Origin of the sequence: Lentzea tibetensis (assembly GCF_007845675.1) — a bacterium.
GTDB classification, from domain to species: domain Bacteria; phylum Actinomycetota; class Actinomycetes; order Mycobacteriales; family Pseudonocardiaceae; genus Lentzea; species Lentzea tibetensis.
Genome location: NZ_VOBR01000001.1, coordinates 151,764 through 176,827 on the forward strand (window position 1 = coordinate 151,764; position 25,064 = coordinate 176,827).

Genomic DNA, 25,064 nt, shown 5'->3' on the forward strand with positions numbered 1-25,064 from the left:
CTCCTCCTATTTCTTGGTCCTCCGGCGCCTGGTCGAGATGCCGTCGAGCAGGATCGAGAGGTACTGCTCGGCCACGGCGCGCGCGGACAGCGCGCCACCCGGCCGGTACCAGCCGACGGCGACCCACACCGTGTCGCGGATGAAGCGGTAGACGAGGTCGACGTCGAGGTCGGCGCGGAACACGCCGGCGCGGACGCCGTCCTCGAGCAGCACGGTCCACAGCTTGCGGAACTCCACGTTGCGGTCGTGCAGGTAGGAGAACCGCTCGAACTGGGCCAGGTGCTTGGACTCGTGCTGGTAGATCGCGACCTCGGCGTGCCGGTGGTCGATGGCCTCGAACGACGCGACGACGATCTCGTCCAGCGTCGCCCTCGGCCCCAGCTTGGCGTCCACGACCTCCTGGTAGCGGCCGAAGAGCTCGTCGAGGAAGGTTCGCAGGATCTCGTCGACCATCGACTCCTTCGAGTCGAAGTGGTGGTAGAGGCTGCCGGACAGGATGCCCGCGGCGTCCGCGATGTCCCGGACGGTGGTCTGCCCGAAACCCCGCTCGGCGAACATCTCCGCCGCCAGCGCGAGCAACTCGGACCTGCGCCCACTCATGCCGTCTTCCTTCCTCAGGGATGCTGACTGCTCACCGACACGACCTCACCCGTCAGGTACGACGAGTAGTCGCTGGCGAGGAACACGATCACATTCGCGACCTCCCACGGCTCGGCGGCGCGCCCGAATGCCTCCCGGGACGCCAGCTCGGTCAACAGCTCCTCACTGGTGACCTTGGTCAAGAACGGGTGCGCCGCCAAGCTCGGCGCCACCGCGTTCACCCGAATGCCGTGCTCTGCCACGTCCATTGCGGCGCAACGGGTGAACGCCATCACCCCGGCCTTGGCCGCCGCGTAGTGCGCCTGGCCGCGTTGCGCGCGCCAGCCGACGACCGACGAGTTGTTGACCACCACGCCGCTGCGCTGCTCGACCATCTGCCGCAGCACCGCCCTGGTGCAGCGGAAGGTGCCGTTGAGCGTCACGTCCAGCACCCGCGACCACTCGTCGTCGGTCATGTCCAGCACCGACTTCTCGCCGCCGAGACCGGCGTTGTTGACCATCACGTCGATTCGGCCGCACCGCTCGACCGCGCCGCTGACCAGGTTCTGCACCTGCTGCTCGTCCGTCACGTCCGCCGGGATCGCGAACACCCGGTCGCCGTGGTCGGACGCCAGCTCGGCCTGCGTCTCGCCGAGCCGTCGTTCGTGCCAGTCGCTGATCACGACGGTCGCGCCCTCTTCGAGGCACCTCCGCGCGGTCGCCGAGCCGATGCCGGTCCCGGCGGCCGCGGTGACCACGACGACCTTGTCCGCGAGCAGGTCGTGTGCCTGCGTCATGCGCGTGCCTCCCTGGGCAGGCCGAGGATCCGCTCGGCCACGATGTTGCGCTGGACCTCGTCGGACCCGCCGTAGATCGTGTCCGCGCGGCTGAACAGGAACATCCGCTGCCACCCGTCCAGCTCGGGTGACGCGACCATCGACGACGCGCCGATCACGTCCATCGCCAGCTCACCGAGCCTGCGGTGCCAGCCTGCCCACAGCAGCTTCGCCACGGACGAGTCCGGGCCCGGCGGGGCGCCGAGCGTGCGGAGCGCGTGCGAACGCATGACGTGGAGCTCGATCCGCGCCCTGGTCAGCCGCTCGCGCAGCACCGGATCGGGGTCGTCGCCCGCCAGCGCGGCGATGCCGTCGAGCTGCCTGCGGAACCCGACCTGCTGGCCGAGCGTCGCGACACCGCGCTCGAACCCCAGCGTGGCCATGGCGATCCGCCAGCCGTCGCCGACCGCGCCGACGACGTTCTCCCGCGCGGTGCGGGCGCCGTCGAAGAACACCTCGTTGAACTCGGACGTGCCGGTCAGCTGCCGGATCGGCCGCACCCGCACGCCCTCCTGGCGCATCGGCACCAACAGGTACGACAGTCCCGCGTGCCGCGCCGAACCGGGTTCGGTGCGGGCGACGACGAAGCACCAGTCGGCGAGGTGCGCGAACGACGTCCACACCTTCTGGCCGGTGATCACCCACTCGTCGCCGTCGAGCACGGCCTTCGTGCTCACCGAGGCCAGGTCCGAGCCCGCGCCCGGCTCGGAGTAGCCCTGGCACCACAGCTCGTCGACCGCCGCGATCTTCGGCAGGAACCGCTGCCGCTGCTCGGGCGTGCCGAACTTCAGGATCGTGGGCCCGAGCAGCTCCTCGCCGAGGTGGTTCACGCGGGCGGGCGCCGCGGCCAGCGCGTACTCCTCGTGGAACACGACCTGCTGTTCCAGCGGGAGAGCGCGGCCGCCGTACTCCGCAGGCCAGCTCAGGCACGTCCAGCGGTGCTTCGCCAGGTGCCGGTCCCAGCGCAGCCGGAGGTCGAACGCCTCGTGCTCGCGGCCAGGACCACCGAGACCGCGCAGCTCCGCGAACTCGCCGACCAGATTGGCGGACAACCACTCCCGCACCTCGGCCCGGAAATCCACGCTCACCTCCCGCGCTCTGGTCAACGGACGGTCACCTGCGTAGGCTACCCGACCAAGCACTTGCTTTGGAGGTTGTCGTGGACCTCGATCCAAGCAGGCAAACGGTTACAGTCGCGCTCGAACGCGCGGCGACGCTCTACGGCGACGCGGAAGCGTTGGTGGACGGCGAGATCCGGCTCAGCTACACCGAGCTGCGCGCGCAGGTCCTCGTGGCCGCGCGCGGGCTCGTCGCGCTGGGCGTCCGGCCGGGCGACCGAGTCGCGCTCCTCGCTCCCAACAGCCGTCACTGGGTGACCTCCGCGCTCGGCGCGCTGCACGCGGGAGCGGTGCTGGTGCCGATCAACACCCGGTTCACCGCCGAAGAGACGCTGGACGTCCTGCACCGGAGCCACGCCCGTGCGTTGATCGTCGTGGGCCCGTTCCTCGGCGTCGACCGGCTCGCCGATCTCCGCGCGACCGGTGCGAGGCTGCCGGAGATCATCGTGCCGCTGCCGGCCGACTGGCCGGACTCCACCGCCGAGCTGCCTCCGATCAACCCGGACCAGCTGAGCGACATCCTGTTCACGTCCGGCACGACCGGGCGGAGCAAGGGCGCGATGAGCGCGCACCGGCAGTCGCTCGGCGTGGCCGAGGCGTGGGCGTCGTGCGGTGAACTGACGGCCGACGACCGCTACCTGATCGTCAACCCGTTCTTCCACAGCTTCGGCTACAAGGCCGGGATACTGGCGTGCCTGCTGCGCGGCGCCACGATCGTGCCGCAGCCGGTGTTCGACGTGGCGGAGACGATGCGGCTGGTCGAACGCGAGCGGATCACCGTGCTCCCCGGCCCGCCGACCATCTACCAGACCATGCTCGACCACCCCGAGCGCTCGTCGCACGACCTGTCGAGCCTGCGGCTCGCGGTGACCGGCGCGGCGGTCGTACCGGTCGTCTTGGTCGAACGCATGCAGCAGGAGCTCAGCTTCTCCACCGTGCTCACGGCGTACGGGCTGACCGAGGCCGTGGTGGCGACGATGTGCCGCCCGTCCGACGACGCCTCGACCGTGGCGCACACGTGCGGCGCTCCGACGGCCGGTTTCGAGCTGCGACTCGGCGAGAAGGGCGAGGTCCTGCTGCGCGGCCCGAACGTGATGCTCGGCTACCTCGACGACCTCGAAGCCACCGCGGCGGCCGTGCAGACCGGCGGCTGGCTGCACACCGGGGACGTCGGGAGCATCGACGACCGCGGCTACCTGACCATCACGGGCCGGCTGAAGGACATGTACATCTGCGGCGGCTTCAACGTGTACCCGGCGGAGGTCGAGCAGGTGCTGGCCCGGTTGCCCGGTGTGGCGGAGTCGGCCGTGGTCGGGGTCGCGGACGCGCGGCTCGGCGAGGTCGGCGTCGCACACGTGGTGATCTCGCCGGGCCACTCGCTGTCCGCTGAGACCGTGGTCGAGTTCTGCCGCGAACGGCTGGCCAACTACAAGGTGCCCCGGCTGGTCGAGTTCCACCCGAGCCTGCCCCGCAACGCGGGCGGCAAGGTCGTGAAACACCTGCTGCGCAAGGAGAACGTGTGAGACGCGCCGACATACTCTTCGCCGTGGAGGCGCCATGACAGTCGTCGAGTACGAGCGGCGTGGTCCGGTCGCCGTCGTGACCATGAACCGCCCCGAGTACCGCAACGCGCAGAACTCGGCCATGACCTACGCACTGGACGAGGCGTTCAGCAAGGCAGTGGAGGACGCCGAGGTCGCGGTGATCGTGCTGACCGGTGCGGGCGACCACTTCTCGGCCGGGCACGACATCGGCTCGCCGGGACGTGACGTGGACGTGTCGTTCGAGCGCAAGGCGGTCATGTGGTGGGACCACGTCGGCCGCGCGGGCGGTGACCTCCGCTTCGCCAGGGAGATGGAGGTCTACCTGGGCATGTGCCGCCGCTGGCGGGAGATCCCGAAGCCGATGATCGCGATGGTGCAGGGCGCGTGCGTCGCGGGTGGCCTGATGCTGGCGTGGGTGTGCGACCTGATCGTGGCGTCCGATGACGCGTTCTTCGCGGATCCCGTGGTGCGCATGGGCATTCCCGGTGTGGAGTACTTCGCGCACCCGTGGATGCTCGGTCCGCGCGCGGCCAAGGAGGTGCTGTTCACCGGCGACCGGTTCTCCGCCGAACGGGCCCGCGAATGGGGCATGGTGAGCCGGGTCGTGCCGCGCTCGTCGCTGTCGGACGAGACGTTCGCGCTGGCCGAGCGCATCGCGACCATGCCGCAGTTCGGGCTGGCACTGGCGAAGCGCGCGGTCAACCAGTCCGAGGACCTGATGGGCATGCGCGCGGGCATGGACTCGGTGTTCGGCCTGCACCACTTCGCGCACGCGCACAACGCCGAGGTCGGCAAGGACGCGCTCGCCGGCATGGACGCACGGGCCATGAAGAAGGCGCAGAGCTGATGGACCTGGACCTCGACGCCGCGACGCTCGAGTTCCGCGCCGAGGTGCGGTCCTGGCTCGCCGCGCACGTGCGTCCGCTGTCCTCATTGGACACCCCGAACGGCTTCGAAGCGCACCGCGCGTGGGAACGAACGCTCGCCGAAGCGCGGCTGTCCGTGGTGTCGTGGCCCGCGGAGCTCGGCGGGCGGGACGCGTCGCTGCTCCAGTGGCTGATCTTCGAGGAGGAGTACTACGCGGCGGGTGCGCCCGCCCGTGTCAGCCAGAACGGCATCTTCCTGCTCGCGCCGACGCTGTTCGCGCACGGAACGGACGAGCAGCGCAAACGGCTGTTGCCTGCGATGGCGTGCGCGGACGAGGTGTGGGCGCAGGCGTGGTCGGAACCCGACGCGGGCAGCGACCTGGCGTCGTTGCGCAGCACCGCGACCCGCTGCGACGGCGGCTGGCTGCTGCGCGGCCAGAAGACGTGGAGCTCGCGGGCGGCGTTCGCGGACAAGGCTTTCGGCCTGTTCCGCAGCGACCCGTCGGCGGCACGCCACCGCGGGCTGACCTACCTGATGTTCGACCTGCGCGCGCCGGGTGTGACCGTGCGGCCGATCGCGCAGCTGGACGGCGAGCCGGGATTCGCCGAGATCTTCCTCGACGACGTGTTCGTGCCGGACCAGGACGTGATCGGTGCCGTCGACGACGGCTGGCGCGTCGCGATGAGCACGGCGAGCAACGAGCGCGGCCTGTCGTTGCGCAGCCCCGGCCGGTTCCTGGCATCGGCCGCTCGCCTCGTCGAGCTGTGGAAGAGGTCTCCGGATCCGGCGTTGCGCGACCGGGTCGTGGACGCGTGGATCGGTGCGCAGGCCTACCGGCTGCACACGTTCGGCACCGTGACCAGGCTGGCCGACGGCGGCACGCTCGGCGCGGAAGCCAGTGTCACCAAGGTGTTCTGGTCCGAGCTGGACGTGGCGCTGCACGAGACCGCGCTCGCGTTGCAGGGCCCGGACGGCGAGCTGTCCGACGAGTGGGCGGACGGCTGGCTGTTCTCACTCGCGGGCCCGATCTACGCGGGCACCAACGAGATCCAGCGCAACGTGATCGCGGAACGACTGCTGGGGTTGCCACGATGAGGTTCGCACTGTCGGCCGAGCACACCGAGTTCGCGTCGGTCCTGCACGACTTCCTCTCGGCGGGGCACCGGAACCTGGCCACCATCGGGATCACCGAGCTGACCGACCCGGTCGACCTGGTGGTGGCGTTCGAGGAACTGGGGCACCACGCCGTGCCCGGACCGCTGGTCGAGTCGATCGCCGTGGTGCCCGCGCTGGTGGCGTGCGAGGGCACGGCGTCGGTGGCGTTCCCGCCGCACGTCCCGTACGCGCCGGAGGCCGACGTCTACTTCCTCGTCGAGGACGACACGCTGCGGGAAGCCGGTCCCGGCGCCGAGATGACGTCGGTCGACCCGACGCGGCGGCTGTTCGAGCTGGTCGGCGGCCCGGTGATCGCCACCGACGTACCTGCCGGCCGCGCGTTCGACCTCGGCGTGCTCACCTGTGCCGCCCAGCTCGTCGGGCTGGGCCGCGCGATGCTGGAGATGGCCACCGGGCACGCGAAGCTGCGCACCCAGTTCGGCCAGGCGATCGGCGGGTTCCAGGCGGTCAAGCACCTGCTGGCCGACGTGCTGATCGGACTGGAGCTCGCGCGGCCGCTGGTGCACGGCGCGGCGGTCACCATGAGCCCGCGCGACGTGTCCGCGGCCAAGGTCGCGGCGGGCGACGCGGCCCACCGCGCCGCCAGGACCGCGCTGCAGGTGCACGGCGCGATCGGCTACACCGCCGAGCACGACCTCGGCCGGTTCCTGACGAAGACGCGGGCACTCGTGACCGCGTGGGGCACGCCGTCGATGCACCGGTCCCGCGTGCTGGCCGCGCTGTGCGAGGAGGTGCCGTCCCGATGACTACTGTCTCCACGAACACCGCCGAGCAGGACGCGCTGCGCGACTCGGTCCGCAGCCTGCTGACCAAGCACTCCGACGTGCGCGCGGCAATCGAGTCGCCGCGCGGCTACGACGCGGACCTGTGGGCGCGCCTGTGCACCGAGATCGGCGTGGCCGGTCTCGCGATCCCCGAACGCTTCGGCGGCCTGGGCGCGTCTCTGGCCGAGACCCGCGTGGTGCTCGAGGAACTCGGCCGCACGCTCACCCCGTCTCCCCTGCTCGGTTCCCTGCTGGCCGCACAGGCGCTCCTCGCCACCGGCAACGACGAGGCGTGCCAACGCCTCCTGCCGGGCATCGCCGACGGGACGACCATCGCCGCACTCGTGTGGGCGGGCGCGGACGGCGGGTGGTCACCGGACGAGGTGGCGATCACCGCCCACGATGGCCTGACCGGGACCGCACACCACGTCCTCGACGGCGACCTGGCCGACGTCCTGCTCGTCGCCGCGTCGTCAGCCGACGGCATCGCGCTCTACGAGGTCGGCCCGGACCAGCCGGGCGTCACCGTCGAGCACACACCCGCGATGGACCTGACCCGCCGCCTGGCCTCGGTGCGGCTGAACGCCACCGGCAGCCGGCTGGGGCCGCTCGACCTGGCAGGCGTCCGCGACACCGCGATCGCCGCTCTCGCCGCGGAACAGGTCGGCGCGGCCGAGCGGTGCCTGGAGCTCACCGTCGAGTACACGAAGACGAGGGTGCAGTTCGGCAGGCCGATCGGCTCGTTCCAGGCGTTGAAGCACCGCATGGCCGACCTGCACGTGCTCGTGGAGACCGCGCGTTCCGCGGCGCACGCGGCCACCGACCCGACCGCGGCGGCCGTGGCGAAGGTCTACTGCTCGGAGGCGTTCACCAAGGTCGCGGCCGAGATGATCCAGCTGCACGGCGGCATCGCGATCACCTGGGAGCACGACGCGCACCTGTACTTCAAGCGCGCGCACGGCAGCTCTCACCTGTTCGGCAGTCCGGCGCACCACGTCCACCGCCTCCACGAGTGGAGCAGCTGACTAGATCCAGTCCGACTGGCGTTGCCACGTCAGCAGGTTGTCCAGCACCTCGCCGGGCCACCCGCGGTCGTCGAGCTCGTCCATCGCCACGTAGTGCCCGCGGTAGAACAACAACGGCCGCTCCCCCGCAGGCTCGCCGAGCGACGTCACCCGCCCGATCACCACGTAGTGATCACCGGCCTCGTGCACGGCGGCCACCGAGCAGTCCACCCACGTCAACGCGCCGTCGAGCACGGGCGAACCCGAGGGCGAGCTGCTCCAGCCGACGCACGAGAACTTGTCCGCACCAGCGGTGCCGAACACCGCGGACACGTCCCGCTGGCTCTCGGCGAGCACGTTGACGCAGAACCGCCCGGAGGACTCGATCGCCGCCCAGCTCCGGGAGGTCCGCTGCGGGCAGAACAACACCAGCGGCGGATCGAGCGACAGCGCGGCGAACGCCTGGCACGCGAACCCGACCGGCGCGCCGTCCGACGTGCCGGTCACCACGGTCACGCCGGTGCAGAAGTGACCGAGCACCGAGCGGAACCGCGAGGCGATCACTTCTGGACGCCCACGCTGAAGTCGTGACCCCACAGGCTCACCGCCGTGCTCTCTCGCGCGATCCACTCCTCGTCGGACACCTGCCGTCCCTCGCAGCCGAACTCGACGTCGAAGCCGCCGGGCGACTTCATGTAGAACGACAGCATCAGGTCGTTGACGTGTCGTCCCAGCGTCGCCGACATCGGGACCTTGCGCCGCGTGGCGCGGTCCAGCGTCAGCCCGACGTCGTCGGTCGACGCGACCTCGACCATGAGGTGCACGATCCCGCTGGGCGTCGGCATCGGCAGGAACGCCAGGCTGTGGTGCCGGGGGTTGCAGCCGAAGAAGCGCAGCCACGCGGGTGGTCCGTCGGCGGGCCGTCCGACGAACTGCGGAGGCAGCCGCATCGAGTCGCGCAGCCGGAACCCGAGCACATCGCGGTAGAAGTGCAGCGCGGCCTCGTCGTCGTGCGTCGACAGCACGACGTGGCCGAGCCCCTGCTCCTCGGTCACGAACCGGTGCCCGTAAGGAGAAACCACGCGCCGGTGTTCCAGAGCGGCACCGTGGAAGACCTCGAGCGTGTTCCCGGACGGGTCGTCGAACCGGATCAACCCGGTGACCCGCCGCTCAGCGAGCTCCTCGGGTGTCGCCGAAACGTAGGCGACACCGGCGGATGCCAGTTGCTTGGCGATCTCGTCCAGCTCGGCCTCGTGCGCGACCTCCCAGCCGGACTGGGCGAGCCGGTCCCGCGTGCCGGGGAAGATCACCAGGCGCGCCGGGAAGTCGTCCATGCGGAGGTAGAGGGTGTTGGGGTCGGATCCCTTGCCCTCCACCATGCCCAGCACCTTGAGCCCGAACTCGCGCCACCGGTCCATGTCGGTGGCCTCTATCCGGAGATACGCCAGCGAGCGGATACCCATCACGCCTCCGCGAGGAAATCAATGGCCAGCCTGTTGAACTCGTCGAACTTCTCCAGCTGCGCCCAGTGCCCGCACTGGCCGAACACGTGCAGCTGCGCGCGCGGGATCAGCTTCAACGCGATCAGCGCGCCGTCGAGCGGGTTGACCCGGTCCTCCCGGCCCCACATCAGCAGCACCCGCTGGCGCAGCTCGTACGCCTCGCGCCACAGCATGCCCTGCTCGAACGAGTCGGGCCGCGTGAAGGACTTGCCCATGGCGGCCATGGCGCGCAACGACTCCGGCTGGCTGGCGACGGCGAACCGCTCGTCGATCAGCTCGTCGGTCACCAGCGCCTGGTCGTACACCATGATGCGCAGGAACTCCTCGATCTTCTCCCTGGTGGGAGCACGACCGAACGCGCTGAGCTTGCGCACGCCCTCCGTGGGATCCGGCGCGAACACGTTGAGGCTCAACCCACCCGGCCCCATGAGCACCAGTCGCCCTGCCCGCTTCGGGTTGTCCAGGGCGAACCGCACGGCCGTGCCGCCGCCGAGCGAGTTGCCGAGGATGTGCGCCTTCTCGATGCCGAGCGAGTCGAACAGGTCGCGCAACGCCGTTGCGGCGTAGGTGAAGTACTGGCCGTGCTCGTCGCGCTTGTCCGAACGCCCGAAGCCGGGCTGGTCGACCACCAGCACCCGGAACGACTTCGCGAACACCGGCACGTTGCGGCCGAAGTTGCTCCACCCCGACGCACCCGGCCCGCCGCCGTGCAGCATGACCACGGTGTCGGTGTGCTCCGTGCCCGCCTCGTGGTAGTGCAGCCGCAGGTCGCCGGCCTGCGCGTAGCGGCTGGTGGAGTCGAAGCTCAGCTCGGTCACGTCAGTCCCCTCAGAACAGTCCGTCGCGGACCGGAATGCCCAGTTCGCCCTTGCCGTACATGACGAGCGCGCGTTCCGGGTCGTTGGCCGCGTGCACCCGTGCGGCGTGCGCGTCGCGCCAGAACCGGGGCAGGGCGAGTCCGCTGTCGATGGCCTTGCCGCCCGCGCTCTCGAAGAGCCGGTCGATCGCCGAGATGGCCCGCGCGCTGCCGCACACCTGGTCGCGCCTGGCCCGCAGCCGGAGCTCGATCGGGATCTTCTCCTCGGCGACCGCGAGCGCCATCTCCTCCTCGATGTTGCGCTCCAGCTGCAACCACGCGGCGTCGATGTCGTTGGCGGCGGACGCGATGCGCACCTGCGCGAACGGGTCCTCGGACGACTTCTCCCCCATGTACGCGGACCGGATGCGCTCGCGCGTGGCACCCACGTGCGTCTCGTAGGCGCCGACGGCCATGCCGATCATCGGCGCGGTGATCGCGTACGGATGTATTGTCCCGTAAGGCATCCGGAACAACGGTCCGGTGTTCAGCTCCTGGCCGGGGCACACGCACTTGGCCGTGTGCATCATGCTCAACGTGCGGTGCTCGGGCACGAACACGTCCTCGACCACGATGTCGTTGCTGCCGGTGCCGCGCAGCCCGACCGTGTCCCAGACGTCGTTGATCGTGTAGTCCGAGATCGGCAGCAGGAACGTCCGGAAGTCGACCGGCTTGCCCTCGTCGTTCATCACCAGCCCGCCGAGCAGCACCCACGTCGCGTGGTCGCAGCCGGACGAGAAGCTCCACTTGCCGCTGAACCGGAACCCGCCGTCGACCGGCTTCGCCCTGCCGACCGGCGCGTACGACGACGAGATGCGGGTGTCCTGGTCCTCCGCCCACACGTCCTGCTGCGCCTGCTCGGCGAACAGCCCGACGTGCCACGGGTGCACGCCGAGCACCGACGCCACCCAGCCGGTCGACCCGCACGCGCTCGCGATCAGCTTGACCGCCGTGTAGAACGCCAGCGGGTGCGCCTCGGCACCACCGTGCCGCACGGGTTGCAGCAACCGGAAGAACCCGATCTCCTGCAACGCCTTCACCGACTCCTCCGGCACCCGCCGGAGGTCCTCGGCCTCCTGCGCGCGGTCGCGCAGCACCGGCAGCAGCTCACGCACCTTCGAGACGACCTGGTCGCTCATCCCACGTTCTCCCTGCTCAGCTCGAGCGCGATGTCGATCAGCTGGTCTTCCTGGCCACCGACGAGCTTCCGCTCGCCCGCCCGGACGAGGATCTGCGCGCCGGACACCCCGTACCGCTCCGCCTGCGTGTACGCGTGTTTCAGGAAGCTGGAGTAGACGCCGGCGTAGCCCATCATCAGCGCCATCCGGTCGAGCAGGCACTCCTCGGGCATCACCGGGCGCACGACGTCCTCGGCCGCGTCCACGATCTTGAAGAAGTCGACGCCCGTCTCGAACCCGAGCTTGTCGCAGACGCCGACGAACGCCTCCAGCGGCGTGTTCCCGGCACCGGCGCCGAATCCCCGCACGCTGCCGTCGATCTGTTGCGCCCCAGCGCGCACAGCCGCCACCGAGTTCGCGACGCTCAGCCCCAGGTTCTCGTGACCGTGGAACCCGACCTGCGCGTCGTCGCCCAGTTCGGCGACCAGCGCGGCCACCCGGTCGGAGACCTGTTCGAGCACGAGAGCGCCCGCCGAGTCGACCACGTACACGCACTGGCAGCCCGCGTCCGCCATGATGCGAGCCTGACGCGCCAACGCCTCGGGCGGCTGGGAGTGCGACATCATCAGGAACCCGACGGTCTCCAGCCCCCGCTCGCGCGCGAGTCCGAAGTGCTGCACCGAGATGTCCGCCTCGGTGCAGTGCGTCGCGATCCGGCAGATCGACGCGCCGTTGTCCTGCGCCACCCCGATGTCGTCCTTCACGCCGACGCCCGGCAGCATCAGCACCGCGATCTTGGCGTTGCGGGCGGTCTTCGCCGCGGTCCTGATCAGCTCCTGCTCGGGCGTGTGGCTGAAGCCGTAGGTGAACGACGAGCCGCCGAGCCCGTCGCCGTGCGCGACCTCGATCACCGGTACGCCGGACGCGTCCAGCGCCGCCACGATCGACTCGACGTCCGAGACCGTGAACTGGTGCCGCTTGTGGTGCGAGCCGTCACGCAGTGACGTGTCGGTCAGCCGCAGCATTCGTGACCTCCTTGGCGATCTCTTCGCCGACCTTGGTCGCGGCGGCGGTCATGATGTCGAGGTTCCCGGCGTACGGCGGGAGGAAGTCGCCTGCGCCCTCGACCTCCACGAAGATCGACACCCGGCCTGGATCGAACTGCGGCTCGCTGAGCAGCCGGTAGCCGGGCACGTAGCTCGCGATGTCGGACTCCATCCGCGCGATCGAGTCGGTGATCGCGTCCACGTCGGCGTCGTCGGGGATCGCGCAGAAGATCGTGTCGCGCATGATCATCGGTGGCGTTGACGGGTTGAGCACGATGATCGCCTTGCCGCGCTCGGCCCCGCCGATCGACTCGATGCCCCGGCTGGTCGTGCGGGTGAACTCGTCGATGTTGGCCCGAGTCCCCGGCCCCGCCGACACCGACGCCACGCTGGCGACGATCTCCGCGTACGCGACGGGCACGACGCGGGACACCGCGTGCACCATGGGAATCGTGGCCTGGCCGCCGCAGGTGATCAGGTTGATGTTGGGCGCGCCGCGGTGCTCACCCAGGTTCACCGGCGGCACCACGTACGGCCCGATCGCGGCGGGCGTCAGGTCGATCGCCCGGATGCCCGCCTCGGCGTAGCGCGGCGCGTTGGCCGCGTGCACCGACGCGGACGTCGCCTCGAACACCAGGTCGGGCAGCTCGTCCTGGCGCAGCAACCACTCCACGCCCTCGGTGGTCGTCTCCAGCCCCGCCTCGCGGGCCCGGCTCAGGCCCTCGCTGGCCGGGTCGATGCCGACCATCCAGCGCGGCTCGATCCACGGCGACCGCGCGAGCTTGTACAGCAGGTCGGTGCCGATGTTGCCGGATCCGACGATCGCCGCTTTCACGCCGCTCACCTCACTCGAACCGCAGGGATACCGAGCCGAGTCCGGCGAACTCGGCGTGGAAGTCGTCACCGGGTCTGGCATCGATCGCCCGCGTGCACGAACCGGGCAGCACGACGTCACCCGCACGCAGCCGCACGCCGAAGCCCGCGACCTTGCCCGCGAGCCACGCCACCGCGACGGCCGGATCGCCCAGCACCGCGTCACTGCGTCCGGCCGCGACCTCGTCGCCGTTGCGGGTCAGGGTCACGCCGATCGTCTTCAGGTCCACTTCGGACGGACGCAGCCTGCTGTCGCCCAGTGTGAAACCGGCGGACGACGCGTTGTCCGCGATGGTGTCCGCGAGGCCGATGCGCCAGTCGATGATCCGGCTGTCGATCAGCTCGATGCTGGGTGCGACGAACTCGGTCGCGCTCAGCACGTCGCCGACCGTGCAGCCCTCGCCGGGCAGGTCGGCACCGAGCACGAACGCCACCTCGACCTCGACGCGCGGGTACAGGTAGCGGGACGCGACCGCCGTGCCGTCGAGTCGCATGTCGTCGAGCAGGTGGCCGTAGTCGGGCTCGTCGACGCCCATCATCTGCTGCATCGCCAGCGACGACAGGCCGACCTTGTGCCCCAGCACGGGCCGGTCCCGGCGCCGGATGTTGATCAGCTGGATCTCGTAGGCGTCGACCACGTCGATGCCCGGATACAGCTCGACCAGCGGCTTGATCGGCTCACGGCTCCGCTCGGCGACGTGCAGCAGCTCCGCCGCCTCCGCCCTCTGCTCCGGTGTCAGCACCCGGCCTCCTTCGCCACGTGTTGGCCCGCGCGGCGGCCGGAGAACACGCAGTCCGCGAGCGCGAGCCCGCTGACGTACGACTCCGAGCACACGCCGACCGCGGATCTCCCTGCCGCGTACAGACCGGCCACCCCGGCCACCCGGCCGGTGTCCTCGTCGACCACGAGCCCGCCGAGCGTGAGCATCGGGCACGGGAAGCCGAGCCTGCGGCGGACCGAGACGTCGATCAACGAGTACGGCGCCACCAGCGGGCGCACCAGCTCGGGCAGCTTCCCGAACGCGTCCGGCACCGCGCCGTAGATCTTGACGGTCTCCTGCAACGCCGGTGCGTCGATGCCCGCCTTCGCCGCGAGCTCGGGCAGCGAGGGCGCGGTGATCAGTCCCCGCGACAGCAGGGCCTTCGTCTGCAGCCGCTGGAACCACAGCGTCTGCGACGGCACCTGCGCGCGAGCCTCGCTCAGCAGCGCGTCGTCGACCAGCAGCCACGCCTTGCCCTGGTGCCGGAGGACGATCGCCTCGCCGAGCGCGGCGCCGTACAACGACTCGTCGCACACCCGCCGCCCGTCGCCGCCGACGAGCACACCGCGTTGCAGCGCGCTGGGTGGCGCGATGAAGCGCCACGCGGACACCCGGTCCAGCCGCGCCGTCCGTCCGCCCGCGGCCACGCCGAGCTTGATCCCGGCGCCGTCGTCGCCTGCCGTACCGAGCGCGAGGCCGCCGTGGAACGCCGGGGCGTTCGCACGCAGCATGGCGCGGTCGGCGATGAACCCGCCCGCGCTGATCACCACGCCGCGGTGGGCGCCGACCAGCAGCTCCCGGCCGAACCGGCGTTCCACCAGTGCGGCCAGCCGGTGCAGGCCCCTGCCGAGCGGCGGGTAGTACAGCCACGGCTTCGCGGCGATCCGCGTCAGCAGCCCGTGCACGGCCCGCGGCACACCGGTCAACGCGCCGCAGCGCACGCCGACGACCCGGCCGTCGCGCGTGATCAGCTCTTTCGCCGCCGTCTGAGTGAGCACGCGGACGCCGTTCCGGCGCGCGGACTCGGCGAGTCGCGCGAAGAACACGCTGCCCGAGGTGCCCTTGCCCTTGGTCCGGTGGCCGCGGGCGGCGGGTGGCGCGACGTCTCTGCGGGCCGTCTCGCTGCCGGACTCGTAGAGGTAGTAGTCGTCGGTCGGGTACGAGGTCTTGAACGGGCACAGGCTCGCGTCGAACGGCACGCCCTGGTCCTCGAGCCAGGCGAGCGTCTTCGCGCTGTCCTGGCAGAACCGGCGCAGCGTCTCCGCCGACACCGCGTCGCCGACCTCGGTCGCGAGGTAGTCGTACATCGCCTCAGATGAGTCGGGCACGCCCGCGTCGACCTGCTGCCGCGTGCCACCGCCCGCGTAGACGACGCCGCCGGACAACGCCGTCGCACCGCCACCGCCGAACCGGTCGAGCACGATCACCGACGAGCCGGCGGCGGCCGCTTCGATCGCGGCGCACGCGCCTGCGGCACCGAAGCCCACGACCACCACGTCAGCGGCGACGTTCACCCTGCCTCCGGAACACGTTCTCGGCGACTCCACCTGCTCGAACTCCTACACCATAGCGCCAAAGTGTTCCGGAACTATAACCTGTTCTAGTCCGACTTCGTGGAGGCGCCGTGGACACCGAGTACGACGTGGTCGTCGTGGGCAGCGGCGCGGCAGGCATGACGGCCGCGCTCTGCACGGCCCACCACGGGCTGCGCACGGTAGTGATCGAGAAGGCTGAGCACTTCGGCGGGTCGACCGCGCGATCGGGCGGCGGGATCTGGGCGCCGAACAACGCCGTCCTGCGCACCGCGGGCGTCCAGGACACGCCGGAGGACGCCGGGGAGTACCTCGCGCACATCGCCGGTGACGTGCCCGCTGAGCTGCGCAAGGCGTTCCTCGACGCGGGCCCCGCGATGCTGTCGTTCGTCTGCGAGCACACCCCGCTGGACTTCCGCTGGGTGCGCGACTACGCCGACTACTACCCCGACGCGCCCGGCGGCAGGCCGAAGGGCCGCTCGGTCGAGCCGAAACCGCTGAACGCGACCGTGCTCGGCGCCGAGCTGGCGCACCTCGAACCGCCGTACGTCCCCACACCGGCGGGTGTCGTGATCACCCAGATCGACTACCGCTGGCTCACCCTCATCGCCCGCCACCCGCGCGGAGTGCTCACGGCCGCGCGGGTGTTCGCCAGGAAGTTCCTGCCCGGCAGCCGGCTCAGCATGGGCCAGGCGCTCGCGGCCGGGCTGCGCGCGGGGCTGCTGCGCGCGAACGTGCCAGTCCGGCTGAACACCGCGTTGACCGACCTGCACGTCGAGAACGGCCGGGTCGCGGGCGTGCTCGCCGGTGACGAGCTGATCCGCGCCCGCCACGTCGTGCTGGCGGCGGGCGGGTTCGAGCACAACGAGCGGATGCGCAAGGAGCACCAGCGCGCCCCGATCGGTACCGAGTGGACGGTCGGCGCCGCGGCGAACACCGGCGACGCCATCGAAGCGGGCATCCGGGCGGGCGGGTCCGTCGCGCTGATGGACGACGCGTGGTGGGGACCGTCGGTCCCGCTGCCGCGCGGCCCGTTCTTCCTGCTGGCCGAACGCTCGCTGCCCGGCTGCATCCTGGTCGACTCGTCCGGACGGCGGTTCGTCAACGAGGCCGCGCCGTACGTGGACGTCGTGCACGCCATGTACGACCAGGCAGCCATGCCGACCTGGCTGGTCGCGGACCAGCAGTACCGCGACCGGTACCCGTTCATGGGACTCCCGCCGCGCCAGGCGATCCCCCGGCGCTGGCAGCAGGCCGTGCTCCGCGCCGACACGCTGGAAGAGCTGGCGCGGCAGACCGACCTGCCGTCGCTGACGGACACCGTGCGCCGGTTCAACGACCTCGCCGAATCGGGCGATGACACGGACTTCCACCGCGGCGGCAACGCGTACGACCGGTACTACGGCGATCCGCGCAACGGTCCCAACCCCTGCCTGGGACCGCTGCGCAAGCCACCGTTCTACGCGGTCCGGATCGTGCCCGGCGACCTCGGCACGAAGGGCGGGCTGCGCACCGACGCGCGCGCCCGCGTGCTGCGGGCGGACGGCACGGTCATCCCCGGCCTGTACGCGGCGGGCAACACCAGTGCATCGGTGATGGGCCACACCTACGCGGGGGCCGGCGCCACACTCGGTCCGGCGATGACCTTCGGCTACCTCGCCGGGCTGGACATCGCAGCGAACACTCCTGGAGGAACTCCATGACACAGGAAGCCGTTCGGACGATCGACACCGGCGCGCCGCCGGCGAGGTTCGCGCGCGGCTGGCACTGCCTCGGCCTCGCCGACCGGTTCCGGGACGGTCAGCCGCACGCGATCGAGGCGTTCGGCACGAAGCTCGTGGTGTTCCAGGGCGAGGACGGCGCGCTCAACGTGCTCGACGCGTACTGCAGGCACATGGGCGGCGACCTCACTCAGGGCACCGTCAAGGGCGACGCCATCGCGTGCCCGTTCCACGACTGGCGCTGGGCCGGCAACGGCAAGTGCGTCTCGATCCCTTACGGCAAGCGGGTTCCGCTGCGCGCGCGGACCCGCTCGTGGATCACGCTGGAGCAGAACAAGCAGCTGTTCGTGTGGAACGACCCGCAGGGCAACCCGCCGCCGGAGCACGTGACGATCCCGCACATCGAGCAGGCGTTCAGCTCCGAGTGGAGCAACTGGACGTGGGACTCGGTGCTGATCGAGGGCGCGAACTGCCGCGAGGTCATCGACAACGTCGTGGACATGGCCCACTTCTTCTACATCCACTTCGCGTTCCCCACGTACTTCAAGAACGTGCTGGAAGGCCACATCGCCTCGCAGTACCTGCACACGCGCGGACGGCCGGACATCACCGGCGGCGGGACGAACTACACCGGTGACACCGAGGTCAAGTCCGAGGCGTCCTACTACGGGCCGTCGTACATGATCGACTACCTGTGGAACGACTACAAGGGCATCACCATCGAGACGGTCCTGATCAACTGCCACTACCCGGTGACGCCGAACTCGTTCAGGCTGCAGTGGGGCGCGATCGTCAAGAAGCTGCCCGGCGTCTCGGACGAGCACGCGGACAAGATCGCGGCCAAGTTCGCGCGCGGCATCGGCGCCGGGTTCCTGCAGGACGTGGAGATCTGGCAGAACAAGACCCGCATCGACAACCCGCTGCTGTGCGAGGAGGACGGGCCGGTCTACCAGCTGCGGCGGTGGTACGAGCAGTTCTACGTCGACGTCGAGGACGTCAGCGAGGACATGACGCGGCGCTTCGAGTTCGAGGTCGACACCTCGCGGGCCGTCGAGGTGTGGGAGAAGGAAGTCGCCGAGAACCTCGCCCGGCAGGAAGGCGGATCGTGACCGAGCGCCAGGAGTTCCTGCAAGGCGGCCTGCGTCCGGTGGTGTGCGACTGCGGGAACCGGGTGCTGGTCAAGAAGAACAGCCTCCAGCACACCAGCGTGCAGTGGACGTCCGACGCCGCGCGCAGCTGCGCGGAGTTCGCCTCGCGCGGCGGGAACACGGCGCTCATCCCGACCTGCCTGCGGCTGCGGGACAGCATCGAGAAGGCGGTGCGGGAGGGCGTGCTGGAGGTCGAGGATGAGTGAGGTGCACCGGGTGCGCGTCGCGGCGGTGATCGACGAGACGCCGGACGCGAAGTCGTTCGTGCTGGAGGGCGGTGACTTCACGCCGCGGCCCGGCCAGTTCCTGACGATCCGGATCGGCACCGCGGCGCGCTGCTACTCGTTGTCCAGTGCGCCGCACGAGCCGGTGAAGATCACGGTCAAACGCACCGCGGGCGGGTACGGCTCGCACTGGATGTGCGACAACGTCGAGGTGGGCACCGAGCTGGACGTGCTCGCGCCCGCCGGCGTGTTCACGCCCTCGTCGCTGAACGGTTCGGTGCTCGCGTTCGCCGGTGGCAGCGGGATCACGCCGGTCATGTCGATCATCAAGGCTGTGCTCTCGGGTGGGTCCGGCCGGGTGACCCTGGTGTACGCGAACCGCGACGAGCAGTCGGTGATCTTCGCGCGGGAGCTCGCGTCGCTTTCGGCTGAGCACCCTTCTCGACTGACGGTCGTGCACTGGCTGGAGTCCGTGCAGGGCCTGCCCGCTGTCGCCCAGCTCGCCGCGCTGGCGCGTCCGTGCGACGAGGCTTTCGTGTGCGGGCCCGGCCCTTTCATGGAGGCGACTCGCGCGGCGTTGCGCGAGGTCCCGGTCGTGCACGTCGAGAAGTTCGTGTCGCTGTCGAGCAACCCGTTCGAGGAAGCCGTCCAGGCCGAGGACGGCCCGGACGCGACCGTGGAGGTCGAGCTCGACGGTGCGCACCACCGGTTTCCGTGGCCCGCGCGGACCCGTTTGCTCGACCTGTTGCTGGACAAGGGACTGGACGCGCCCTTCTCGTGCCGCGAGGGTGCGTGCAGCGCGTGCGCCTGCCGGCTCGTGTCGGGCGAGGTCAAGATGCTCAACAACGACGTGCTCGACGAGCAGGACGTCGCCGAGGGCTACATCCTCGCCTGCCAGTCGGTTCCGGTGACCGACACGGTGAAGATCACCTACAGCTGAGGGGAAACCATGCCGATCGACCCGGCCGTCGCCGTCGGAGCCGAGCTGCCGGAGGTCAAGTTCTCCTGGACCTCGTCGGACGTCCTGCTCTACCACCTGGCGCTGGGTGCGTCCGAGCTGAGCTACGTCTACGAGCGAGATCTCCAGGTGCTGCCGACGTTCGGCGTGGTCGCACCGCGCTTCAAGGCGACCGAGCCGCCCGTCGTGAAGTTCCCCGGCATCGACATCGACCTCGCGCGCGTCCTGCACGGCACGCAGGAGATCACCGTCCACGCGCCGCTGCCCGCGGCCGGCGAGGCGGTGCTGCGGACCAGGGTCGCCGACGTGTTCGACAAGGGATCGGCCGCGGTGGTCGTGCAGGAGGCGACGGCCGTGTCGGTCGACGGCACGCCTCTGTACACCATGCGCTCCAGCATCTTCGCGCGCGACGAAGGCGGTTTCGGCGGCTCGCGCGGTCCGTCGATGAAGGTCGAGCTGCCCTCTCGCGAGCCGGACGCCGTGCTGGAGACGCCGACGCTGCCCCAGCAGGCCTACCTGTACCGGCTGTGCGGTGACCGCAACCCGCTGCACGCCGACCCCGAGTTCGCGCGGCGCGCCGGGTTCGAGGCGCCGATCCTGCACGGCCTGTGCACGTACGGGGTCGTCTGCAAGGCCGTGGTGGACGCGCTGCTGGACGGCGACACCGCCCGAGTCACCAACTACAGCGCGCGGTTCACCGGTGTCGTGTTCCCCGGCGAAACCTTGCGGACACGCGTGTGGCGCGAGGGCGGCCGTCTCGTGCTGGTGACGACCGCCGTCGAACGCGACGACGCGCCGGTGCTGTCCGACGCCGTGCTGACCTACACCTGACCCAGCACCAGACCGCTGGTCGGGACGCCGGTACCCGCGGTGACCAGCACGTGGTCGGTGCCGGCCACCTGGTTCACCGCGGTGCCGCGGAGCTGGCGCACCGCCTCGGCGATGCCGTTCATGCCGTGGATGTAGGCCTCACCGAGCTGGCCGCCGTGCGGGTTCAGCGGCAGCTCGCCGTCCAGTTCCAAAGCACCGCCGGCGATGAAGTGGCGTGCCTCGCCGCGCGGGCAGAAACCCAGTTCCTCCAACTGGACCAGCACGAACGGCGTGAAGTGGTCGTAGAGCACCGCGACGTCCACATCGGACGGACCGATGCCCGCCTGCTGCCACAGGCCGCGCGCGACCGTGCCCATCTCCGGCAACCCGGTCAGGTCGTCGCGGTAGTAGCTGGTCATCGTGTACTGGTCGGTGCCGCTGCCCTGCGCCGCCGCCCGGATCACCGCGGGTGACTGCCGCAACGACCGCGCCCGCTCCGCGCTCGTCACCACCAGCGCCACGCCGCCGTCGCTCTCCTGGCAGCAGTCGAGCAGCCGCAGCGGTTCCGCGATCCAGCGCGACGACTGATGGTCGTCCAGCGTGATCGGCCGCTCGTGGAACCAGGCGTTGGGGTTCGTGGCCGCGTGCTTGCGGTCGATCACCGCGATCCGCCCGAAGTCCTCCGACGTGGCGCCGTACTCATGCATGTAGCGACGGGCGAACATGGCGACCATGGCCGCAGGCGTGCCGAGTCCCATCGGGTACGACCAGCTGTTGTCGACGTTGCCCGCGGCGGCCATCTGCACCTGGCCGAACCGGTGGCCCGACCGCTCGTTGAACGCGCGGTAGCACACCACGACCTCGGCCATCCCGGTCGCGACGGCCATCGCGGCCTGCTGGACGGTCGCGCACGCCGCGCCGCCGCCGTAGTGGACGCGACTGAAGAAGGTGAGCTCCTCGATGCCCAGCTCACGTGCGACGGCGATCTCGGTGTTGGTGTCCATGGTGAACGTGACGAGGCCATCCACATCAGACGGTTCGAGCCCGGCGTCGGCGAGTGCGGCGCGCACCGCCTCGGCGGCCAGCTGCAGCTCGCTGCGGCCGGACTCCTTCGAGAACTCGGTCGCCCCGATGCCCGCGATCGCGGCCTTGCCGGACACGCTCATGCCGCCACCTCGATCTTCACGGTGCCCACCACGTGGTCGCCCTGCGGGACCCGGCCGACCACCTCGATGACCAGACCTGCCTCTTCACGGGAGACGACCTGGCCGAAGAACTTCAGCGTGTCGTAGGCGTAGCAGGGCGCGCCGAGCCGGATGTTGACCTCGCGCACCAGCGCGTCGTGACCGGCCCAGTCCGTGACGTACCGCTGCACCAGCCCAGTGGTGGTGAGGATGTTGACGAAGATGTCCTTCGAGCCCCTCGACACCGCCAGGTCGCGGTCGTGGTGCACGTCCTGGAAGTCGCGCGTCGCGAGCGCGGTGCTGATCACGAACGTCGGGGTGGCCTCGACGTGCCACTCGGGCAGCGAGTCTCCTACCTGGATCATGCGCGCGGCCTCCAGCTCGGCATGGTCAGCTCGTCGTCGACCTTCGTGAACACGACCTCGACCGGCAGGCCGACGCGGACTTCGGCGGCACCGGTCAGCTCGCCGAGCATCCGCACGCCCTCCTCCAGCTCCACCAGCGCGACGACGAACGGGACCTCCTTGCCCGGCACGCGCGGGTGGTGGTGCACGACGTAGCTGTAGACCTCGCCACGTCCCTCCGAGACGAGGTACTTCGGTTTCGTCGCACCGCACTCCGGGCACATCGGACCCGGTGGGTGACGCAGCAGCCCGCAGCCGCCGCACCGCTGGATGCGCAGCTCACCGGCCCGCGTGCCCTCCCAGAAGTACTCGGTGTCCCGGTTGATCGCGGGCTTGATCACCGGCGTGGAAACAACCGGCTTCGCTTCAGCCGGCTTCGCGGCGGGCCGGAACTTCAGCACCCGGAACCGCATCTCGGCGACCACCTCGTCGCCGACGTACCAGGTGCTCGTGGTCGTGACGAACCATCCTTCACCCAGCGCGGTGCGCTTCGGTCCGGTGACGTCCTCCAGCCGCGTCGTCACCGCCACGTGCTCGTCGGGCCGCAGGTAGCGGTGGTAGGTCTGGTCGCTGTTGGTGGCCACGACGGACGTGAAGCCCGCGTCGTCCAGCACGGTCATCATCGCGCCCAGCGGGTCGTCGCCACCGCGTTGCCCGTTGAGGCCGTACATCGTCCACACCTGCGCCATCGCCGGCGGCGCGACGAGTCCCTCGTGGACGGACTTCGCGGCGGCCTCGGGGTCGGTGTAGACCGGGTTGGTGTCGCCGATCGCCTCCACCCAGTTGCGGATCATCGGCAGGTTCACCGGGTCGCGGGCGAGCCGCCGCGGGCTCTCGCCCTGTTCGGCGATCCGCGCGGCTTCCTTCTCGATCTCGTTCATCGCACCACCCTCGGCAGTCCCAACCCGATCGACGCCACCAGCTCGCGCTGGATCTCGTTCACCCCACCGCCGAACGTGAGCACGAGGTTCCGCCTGGCCTGCACGTCCAGCCAGTGCAGGAGCTCCGCGGTCTCCGGGTCGGACGGGTCGCCGTGCCTGCCGACGACCTCCTCCAGCAGCCGCCCGATCCGCTGCGTGCGGTCCGCGGTGAACACCTTGGTCGCCGAGGCGTCCGCGACCTCGATCGGCGATGCGGCGACCTGCCAGTTCAGCAGCTCGTTGATCCGCACGCAGGCACGCACCTCGGCGAACGCCCGCCGCACGTCGTTGTGCCGCACCAGGTCGCGCCGCACCGCCCACTCGTGCACGTGGTCGAGGAGTGCGGCGACGCGGCCGGACGGGCCGAGCATGACCCGCTCGTGGTTGAGCTGCGTGGTGATGAGCCGCCAGCCCGCGTTCTCCTCGCCGACCCGCATGCCGACCGGCACCCGGACGTTCTCGTAGTACGTCGCGTTGACGTGGTGCGCGCCGTCGCAGGTGATGATCGGCGTCCACGAGTAGCCGGGATCGGTCGTGTCGGCGATCAGGATCGTGATGCCGCGATGCCGCTCCTCCGGTGTCCCGGTGCGGCAGGCCAGCCACACGTAGTCCACCGCGTGGCCGCCGGTCGTGAACGTCTTCTGCCCGTTGACGACGTAGTGGTCGCCGTCGCGGACCGCCTTGGTGCGCAACGCCGCCAGGTCCGTTCCGGCGTCCGGCTCGGTGTAGCCGATGGCGAAGTGCACGTCGCCGGACAGGATGCGCGGCAGGAAGAACGCCTTCTGCTCCTCGGTGCCGAACGCCTGGAGCGTCGGGCCGACGGTCTGCAGCGTGACGTACGGCAACGGCACGTCCGCGTGCGCGGCCTCGTTGACGAAGATCTGCTGCTCCACCACGCCGAACCCGCGGCCGCCGTACTCGGCGGGCCAGCCGACGCCGAGCCAGCCGTCGCGGCCGAGCCTGCGCACGACCTCGCGGTAGGTCTCGCCGTGCCGGTCGGTGATCATCGCCGCGCGTTCCTCCGCGGACAGGAGTCCGGCGAAGTACGCACGCACCTCGTCGCGCAGCTGCTCCTGCGCTTCGGTGAGGTCAACGAACACGGCTCTCCCCTTCGGCGAGCTGGTCCAGCCGGTGGTCGGCGCCGCCGACGAACCTCGTGAGTTCCTTGGCGAGGCCGTAGAAGCGGTGCATCGGGTAGGTGACGTCCAGGCCGACGCCGCCGTGCAGGTGGTGGCACGTGTGGACGGCCGGGAGCGCTTCGGCGGCGAGCCAGTGGGCGGCCGTGTCCAGGTCGTCCGACGCATCCCGTCCGGTCGCCAGGCGCCAGCACGCGGACGTCGCGATGAGGTGCAGCGTCCGTGACGCGATGTAGACGTCCGCGACCTGGCACGCGACGGCCTGGAACGCGGACAGCGGTTTGCCGAACTGGTGGCGGGTGCCTGCGTACCCGACGGTCAGTTCCAGCGCACCCGCCAGCACGCCGTCCGCGAGTGCCGCGGCACCGGCCAGCGCGTACTCCTTCGTTCCCTCGACCACTCGGCCGCTGGTGTCATCGCCCAGCAGCATCTCCGCTCGGGTGTCGTCGAGGCGCACCGTTCCGCCGCTCACCTCGGCGTGCGCCGGGTCGACGACCAGCACGCCGGGGCCTTCATCGAGCAGCGCCGACACCAGGATCTTGTCGGCGGCACTCGCGTGCGGCACGGCGACCTTCGTGCCGGACACCCGGTATCCGTTGCCGTCCCGTCGCGCGGTGGTGTGCGGCCGGCTGGGCAGCGGTGCGGACGGTTCGCTCAGCGCCGCCGTGAGCACGCCGTGGTTGTCCGAGACCAGCGGCAGCAACGCGTTCTGCTGTTCGTCGGTGCCGAACCGGACGATCGGCAGCACGCCGAGCGCGAGCGACGCCAGTGCGGGCACGTCGGCCGCGCGCCTGCCGACCTCGGTGAGCAGCACGGCGACCTCGAGCACGCCGAGACCGTCGCCACCGAGCCGTTCCGGTACGGCCAGCGCCAGCAACCCGGCCTCCCCCAAGGCTTTCCACGCCTTGTCGGGTTCCCTGCCCAGCACGTCGCCGCTCAGCCGGGCGATCTCCTGCTGGGTCTCGTCGAACGCGAAGTCCACG

Annotated in this window: 26 protein-coding genes; 10 read left to right on the plus strand and 16 right to left on the minus strand. The window is 70.6% G+C overall.

The genetic code is table 11. The features are described from left to right. Positions 1 to 6: 6 nt before the first annotated feature. The 3 genes from FKR81_RS00665 to FKR81_RS00675 are packed head-to-tail and all read right to left on the minus strand — an operon-like array spanning position 7 to position 2,521. Entirely contained in the window at positions 7 to 600 is a 594-nt protein-coding gene (locus FKR81_RS00665) for a TetR/AcrR family transcriptional regulator (RefSeq protein ID WP_146348900.1), read from the minus strand. Positions 601 to 614: 14 nt separating this feature from the next. Then, on the minus strand, positions 615 to 1,376 hold the full coding sequence (locus FKR81_RS00670) for an SDR family oxidoreductase (RefSeq protein WP_146348901.1): 762 nt from the start codon (positions 1,374 to 1,376) through the stop codon (positions 615 to 617). Next, on the minus strand, positions 1,373 to 2,521 hold the full coding sequence (locus tag FKR81_RS00675) for an acyl-CoA dehydrogenase family protein (protein WP_407936492.1): 1,149 nt from the start codon (positions 2,519 to 2,521) through the stop codon (positions 1,373 to 1,375). The genes FKR81_RS00670 and FKR81_RS00675 overlap by 4 nt, the downstream gene beginning before the upstream one ends. A gap of 53 nt (positions 2,522 to 2,574) precedes the next feature. Between FKR81_RS00675 and FKR81_RS00680 the strand changes: the two genes are divergently transcribed. The 5 genes from FKR81_RS00680 to FKR81_RS00700 are packed head-to-tail and all read left to right on the plus strand — an operon-like array spanning position 2,575 to position 7,909. Continuing rightward, positions 2,575 to 4,056, plus strand: a complete 1,482-nt coding sequence (locus FKR81_RS00680; RefSeq protein ID WP_146348902.1) for a FadD3 family acyl-CoA ligase — start codon at positions 2,575 to 2,577, stop codon at positions 4,054 to 4,056. Positions 4,057 to 4,090: 34 nt separating this feature from the next. Beyond that, the gene (locus tag FKR81_RS00685; protein WP_146348903.1) at positions 4,091 to 4,924 is read left to right on the plus strand and encodes an enoyl-CoA hydratase; all 834 of its coding nucleotides are present in this window, start codon (positions 4,091 to 4,093) and stop codon (positions 4,922 to 4,924) included. Then, complete coding sequence (locus tag FKR81_RS00690) at positions 4,924 to 6,039, plus strand: acyl-CoA dehydrogenase family protein (RefSeq protein WP_146348904.1); 1,116 nt, start codon at positions 4,924 to 4,926, stop codon at positions 6,037 to 6,039. The genes FKR81_RS00685 and FKR81_RS00690 overlap by 1 nt, the downstream gene beginning before the upstream one ends. After that, positions 6,036 to 6,866: an acyl-CoA dehydrogenase family protein gene (locus FKR81_RS00695; RefSeq protein WP_146348905.1), complete on the plus strand. Its 831-nt coding sequence runs from the start codon at positions 6,036 to 6,038 to the stop codon at positions 6,864 to 6,866. Before FKR81_RS00690 ends, FKR81_RS00695 begins: the two co-directional genes overlap by 4 nt. Next, complete coding sequence (locus tag FKR81_RS00700; RefSeq protein WP_146348906.1) at positions 6,863 to 7,909, plus strand: acyl-CoA dehydrogenase family protein; 1,047 nt, start codon at positions 6,863 to 6,865, stop codon at positions 7,907 to 7,909. Before FKR81_RS00695 ends, FKR81_RS00700 begins: the two co-directional genes overlap by 4 nt. Here FKR81_RS00700 and hsaB read toward each other — a convergent pair whose 3' ends face one another. From hsaB to FKR81_RS00740, 8 genes are read right to left on the minus strand one after another with little or no spacing between them, the layout of a single operon-like run. Then, positions 7,910 to 8,452: a 3-hydroxy-9,10-secoandrosta-1,3,5(10)-triene-9,17-dione monooxygenase reductase subunit gene (gene hsaB / locus FKR81_RS00705; protein WP_186762671.1), complete on the minus strand. Its 543-nt coding sequence runs from the start codon at positions 8,450 to 8,452 to the stop codon at positions 7,910 to 7,912. Further along, positions 8,449 to 9,351: an iron-dependent extradiol dioxygenase HsaC gene (gene hsaC / locus FKR81_RS00710; RefSeq protein WP_146348907.1), complete on the minus strand. Its 903-nt coding sequence runs from the start codon at positions 9,349 to 9,351 to the stop codon at positions 8,449 to 8,451. The genes hsaB and hsaC overlap by 4 nt, the downstream gene beginning before the upstream one ends. After that, the gene (gene hsaD / locus FKR81_RS00715; RefSeq protein ID WP_146348908.1) at positions 9,351 to 10,208 is read right to left on the minus strand and encodes a 4,5:9,10-diseco-3-hydroxy-5,9,17-trioxoandrosta-1(10),2-diene-4-oate hydrolase; all 858 of its coding nucleotides are present in this window, start codon (positions 10,206 to 10,208) and stop codon (positions 9,351 to 9,353) included. Before hsaD ends, hsaC begins: the two co-directional genes overlap by 1 nt. Before the next feature lie 10 nt (positions 10,209 to 10,218). Further along, positions 10,219 to 11,385 carry a 3-hydroxy-9,10-secoandrosta-1,3,5(10)-triene-9,17-dione monooxygenase oxygenase subunit gene (gene hsaA, locus FKR81_RS00720; protein ID WP_146348909.1) on the minus strand — a complete coding sequence of 389 codons (1,167 nt, stop codon included), beginning with the start codon at positions 11,383 to 11,385 and terminating at the stop codon, positions 10,219 to 10,221. After that, entirely contained in the window at positions 11,382 to 12,389 is a 1,008-nt protein-coding gene (gene dmpG, locus FKR81_RS00725) for a 4-hydroxy-2-oxovalerate aldolase (RefSeq protein WP_146348910.1), read from the minus strand. Before dmpG ends, hsaA begins: the two co-directional genes overlap by 4 nt. After that, positions 12,358 to 13,254, minus strand: a complete 897-nt coding sequence (locus tag FKR81_RS00730; protein WP_222598125.1) for an acetaldehyde dehydrogenase (acetylating) — start codon at positions 13,252 to 13,254, stop codon at positions 12,358 to 12,360. The genes dmpG and FKR81_RS00730 overlap by 32 nt, the downstream gene beginning before the upstream one ends. Position 13,255: 1 nt before the next feature. Next, positions 13,256 to 14,026: a 2-keto-4-pentenoate hydratase gene (locus FKR81_RS00735; RefSeq protein WP_146348912.1), complete on the minus strand. Its 771-nt coding sequence runs from the start codon at positions 14,024 to 14,026 to the stop codon at positions 13,256 to 13,258. Continuing rightward, positions 14,020 to 15,558, minus strand: coding sequence for an FAD-binding protein (locus FKR81_RS00740; protein ID WP_146348913.1), 1,539 nt, complete (start codon positions 15,556 to 15,558; stop codon positions 14,020 to 14,022). Before FKR81_RS00740 ends, FKR81_RS00735 begins: the two co-directional genes overlap by 7 nt. 110 nt (positions 15,559 to 15,668) lie before the next feature. On the opposite strand from FKR81_RS00740, the gene kstD reads away from it, so the two are divergent. The 5 genes from kstD to FKR81_RS00765 are packed head-to-tail and all read left to right on the plus strand — an operon-like array spanning position 15,669 to position 20,458. Beyond that, entirely contained in the window at positions 15,669 to 17,279 is a 1,611-nt protein-coding gene (gene kstD / locus FKR81_RS00745; protein ID WP_146348914.1) for a 3-oxosteroid 1-dehydrogenase, read from the plus strand. Further along, positions 17,276 to 18,406: a Rieske 2Fe-2S domain-containing protein gene (locus FKR81_RS00750; RefSeq protein WP_146348915.1), complete on the plus strand. Its 1,131-nt coding sequence runs from the start codon at positions 17,276 to 17,278 to the stop codon at positions 18,404 to 18,406. The genes kstD and FKR81_RS00750 overlap by 4 nt, the downstream gene beginning before the upstream one ends. Further along, positions 18,400 to 18,651, plus strand: a complete 252-nt coding sequence (locus FKR81_RS00755; protein WP_146349163.1) for a hypothetical protein — start codon at positions 18,400 to 18,402, stop codon at positions 18,649 to 18,651. Before FKR81_RS00750 ends, FKR81_RS00755 begins: the two co-directional genes overlap by 7 nt. After that, positions 18,644 to 19,609: a ferredoxin--NADP reductase gene (locus tag FKR81_RS00760; RefSeq protein WP_146348916.1), complete on the plus strand. Its 966-nt coding sequence runs from the start codon at positions 18,644 to 18,646 to the stop codon at positions 19,607 to 19,609. Before FKR81_RS00755 ends, FKR81_RS00760 begins: the two co-directional genes overlap by 8 nt. Positions 19,610 to 19,618: 9 nt before the next feature. Continuing rightward, positions 19,619 to 20,458: a MaoC/PaaZ C-terminal domain-containing protein gene (locus FKR81_RS00765; protein ID WP_146348917.1), complete on the plus strand. Its 840-nt coding sequence runs from the start codon at positions 19,619 to 19,621 to the stop codon at positions 20,456 to 20,458. Here the strand turns inward: FKR81_RS00765 and FKR81_RS00770 are convergent. The 5 genes from FKR81_RS00770 to FKR81_RS00790 are packed head-to-tail and all read right to left on the minus strand — an operon-like array spanning position 20,449 to position 25,063. Continuing rightward, positions 20,449 to 21,603, minus strand: coding sequence for a lipid-transfer protein (locus tag FKR81_RS00770; RefSeq protein ID WP_146348918.1), 1,155 nt, complete (start codon positions 21,601 to 21,603; stop codon positions 20,449 to 20,451). The genes FKR81_RS00765 and FKR81_RS00770 overlap by 10 nt on opposite strands. Then, a complete protein-coding gene (locus tag FKR81_RS00775) occupies positions 21,600 to 21,986 on the minus strand; it encodes a MaoC family dehydratase (protein ID WP_146348919.1) in 387 nt (128 codons plus the stop codon). The genes FKR81_RS00770 and FKR81_RS00775 overlap by 4 nt, the downstream gene beginning before the upstream one ends. Further along, positions 21,983 to 22,906, minus strand: a complete 924-nt coding sequence (locus tag FKR81_RS00780; protein WP_146348920.1) for a bifunctional MaoC family dehydratase N-terminal/OB-fold nucleic acid binding domain-containing protein — start codon at positions 22,904 to 22,906, stop codon at positions 21,983 to 21,985. The genes FKR81_RS00775 and FKR81_RS00780 overlap by 4 nt, the downstream gene beginning before the upstream one ends. Continuing rightward, entirely contained in the window at positions 22,903 to 24,045 is a 1,143-nt protein-coding gene (locus FKR81_RS00785) for an acyl-CoA dehydrogenase family protein (RefSeq protein WP_146348921.1), read from the minus strand. The genes FKR81_RS00780 and FKR81_RS00785 overlap by 4 nt, the downstream gene beginning before the upstream one ends. After that, on the minus strand, positions 24,035 to 25,063 hold the full coding sequence (locus FKR81_RS00790) for an acyl-CoA dehydrogenase family protein (RefSeq protein WP_146348922.1): 1,029 nt from the start codon (positions 25,061 to 25,063) through the stop codon (positions 24,035 to 24,037). Before FKR81_RS00790 ends, FKR81_RS00785 begins: the two co-directional genes overlap by 11 nt. Position 25,064 lies beyond the last annotated feature (1 nt).